Origin of the sequence: Clostridioides sp. ZZV15-6598 (genome assembly GCF_020657705.1) — a bacterium.
Classification (GTDB): domain Bacteria; phylum Bacillota; class Clostridia; order Peptostreptococcales; family Peptostreptococcaceae; genus Clostridioides; species Clostridioides difficile_F.
Map to the genome: position 1 here is coordinate 1 of NZ_JAGWCS010000233.1, position 2,924 is coordinate 2,924.

Genomic DNA, 2,924 nt, shown 5'->3' on the forward strand with positions numbered 1-2,924 from the left:
AATACTTTCTGTTTCATTTATTAATATATCCCTATTAAAGATTATTTCTACTTCTTCATTTTCATAATTTCCTTGACTGGTATTTAAAAGATGCATATTTACAAACCACAACAGTTCTTCAAAAGAAGCTTGAAATTCAGTTTCCATACCATTAGCATCTAAATCTATATCACTATACATGCTTTGTATATTCATCTGATTTGGATTTCCGCTCATTCTATCATCTTTAGCATCATATCCTCTACCATTTTCAATTAATGCCTTTTTAAATACCTCCAATATAGATTTGTAGTTATCAGAATTCACTTTTATCTCTAGTGTTTTTAAATCTCCCACTGCACCATCCACAGTACGAACCTTAACAGCTCCATATTGTGCTAAATTTTTTCTAAACTCTCCTAAATTTTGACCATCATAATTTTGAAGTACCAGTATTGTATTTCTAGCATCTTCTTGCATATTGTTCTCAAAATCAGACAACATAATATTTATGCCATCCTGTAAACTCTTAACTCTTTTAATGAGTGGTATTTCTTTATTGTTGTACTTAAATGGTATCAGTGGTATTCTATCCCAATTAAGTTCCTCATGAATATCATCAGTTTCAACTACTAAATAAGAAGAATATGGACTTTCTGAGTCAGCTATTAAAGTCATTCCTTGCAAAATATATCTCTTGATACCTTCTTTTGAATATACTTCTACTTTCTCAATTATCTTTTCATTTGCTCCACTATATGCTTTTACTTCATATAACCTAACTGCAAAATCTAATATTGTATGCTCTGAATCTTTCCAAAAGGGTAATACTTCATATGAGGGAAACCTTTTAAAGCTTAGTTTACCTTCTTCACTATAGTATGGATGTAACCATGATATACCACCATTTAGAGAATCCTCACAAAGATTTTTGAAGGCTCTAAGAAACTTCTTATTAAATATATCTTTTAATAGCTTATTATAAACTTCATTTTGAGTTTGAAATGTAAGGGGCTTACCTAGCAAATAATTGACTTTTTGGTCTACTAAATTAGCATATTTATTATCTACTATTTTATTATTTGGTAGATTTTCAACTTCTGTCAACTTTCCGCCTTCTCCAATAACAGTACGCTTCCGTCTTAAAATATCATGCTCCCCTTTGTAATATCTCTCACCTTGTAACTGCTCTTTTCTAGTATTTGAGGTTTTCCACTTATCTATCTCATATTCCAAGTGTTTTAAATTACTTACTGTAGGATGTGATGTTTTATTTAACATGCTTTTCAACTTATCGACCCCCTTTCTTATAAGATTAATCAAAACTAAACACCTCTCCTTTTATGAATTCTTCCAGTGCATACCTCATAGCATCCATTAGGTGATTAAAATCATCTATAGGCTTATTAATCTTGTTTCCAAACTTATCTTTATCCCAAGTATAATTACTTATCTCAGTTAAAAAGTTTACACAATTAGGATGTATTATAATCCTATAATCCTGAATATATTGGATACCATTATTTACACTATCTTTTCCTTTTCTTGAACCTTTTATATTTCTTAGCCCTAATTCTCTTAGATGGTCAATATCTTTTGGAGAAGCTGAATCTGCTGTTATATGTTCTTTAGAATATCCTTTCCCATTAACTTCTCTGTAAAGTTTCTCATTAGACATACCATGTTTATATACTTCATCAAATACATAAATCTCTTTTGAAGCTTCATCAACTAATCCACAAAATAAAGTTGATGGGTCATTAGTATAACCAAAGTCCATACCAAAAGCTGACTTTATATTCCTCTGCTCTATAATAGTGTCTATATTAAATTCCTTCTCTTCCCAGTTTTCATATACTAACCCATCAACAATGCCCCAGTCTCCAAGTCCTGCCACCTTATAACGTCTTGGATTATTCTTTTTCATAGTTTCAAATACTTTCTTATCTGCATCATCTAGGAACTCGTTACAAAGGTAATTAGTAGTCTTTGAAAGTATATCCTTATCCTTTGCATCAAAGAATCTTTGCTTAATCCAATGATGTTCATTCCAGGGGTTAAATGTCATTGTTATTTGTTTAAATAATCCATCTGGAACTTTACCTCTTATACTTTCATCTAGCATGTTAAAACTATTTTCATCTGTTATCTCATAAGCTTCTTCAATCCAGCACCAACAAAGTACTCCAACATCAACAGTAATAGATGTAATTTTAAGTGGGTCATCAAAGCCTCTAAAATATATCTTTTGTCCTGTAGGAATATATGTAATTTCAAGTGGATTAGTTGTACTATCCCAATAATTATCTACTCCTAATTGATGTATAGCCCATTTAAGTTCCTTATAACAACTATCTCTTAATGTTCCAAATACTTTCCTTACAACTAATAGATTGGCTTCTGGATATTGCATCAACTTAGTAATGTAATATAAAGCTGTTGTCTTTGATTTCTTAGAAGCTCTTGAACCTTTACAGACTCTATAACGACCCTTAAATCTCCAATAATCTTTGTATCCTTTACCTACTAACTTTGCTATATTTACTTTCTTAATCTTCAATTTCATCATCTCCAGTTATAACTATAGGGATAGCTCCTTCAACTTCTACCTTATCAGTAAACAACCTGTATCTCTTACCTAAGAGTTCAGCAGCCTTATTTCTATCTTTTATGCTTACATCTTTTTTAACTCTTTCAACACCATTTTCAGAAACTACAACCACTTCCTCTTTTGCTTCGTTCCTTACTATTTTAGTTAAGTACTCCATAACTTCTTTAGCATCTGCTATCCTATTTGACTCAAGTTGACCTATTCTTTCATCAATGTAACTTTTCAGGTATGGTTTTGTTAAGTTCTCAGCACCTATCACCTTGGCAGTCTTTTCAGAATACCCCGCTTTTATTGCTGCTTCTGTAGCATTACCAGTCTTTATATAGTAATCACA

General features: G+C 31.3%; 3 protein-coding genes. All 3 read right to left on the reverse strand.

Annotated elements, in window-relative coordinates; translation table 11 throughout:
• Positions 1 to 1,260, reverse strand: a 1,260-nt coding sequence (locus tag KGF50_RS21020) for a phage portal protein (protein ID WP_227849865.1), incomplete at its 3' end; no start/stop codon positions are given.
• A 34-nt stretch (positions 1,261 to 1,294) separates the two neighbouring features.
• On the reverse strand, positions 1,295 to 2,539 hold the full coding sequence (locus tag KGF50_RS21025; protein WP_413926851.1) for a PBSX family phage terminase large subunit: 1,245 nt from the start codon (positions 2,537 to 2,539) through the stop codon (positions 1,295 to 1,297).
• Positions 2,529 to 2,924: terminase small subunit (locus KGF50_RS21030; protein WP_227849864.1), on the reverse strand; the 396-nt coding region annotated here is incomplete at its 5' end. The genes KGF50_RS21025 and KGF50_RS21030, both read right to left, overlap by 11 nt.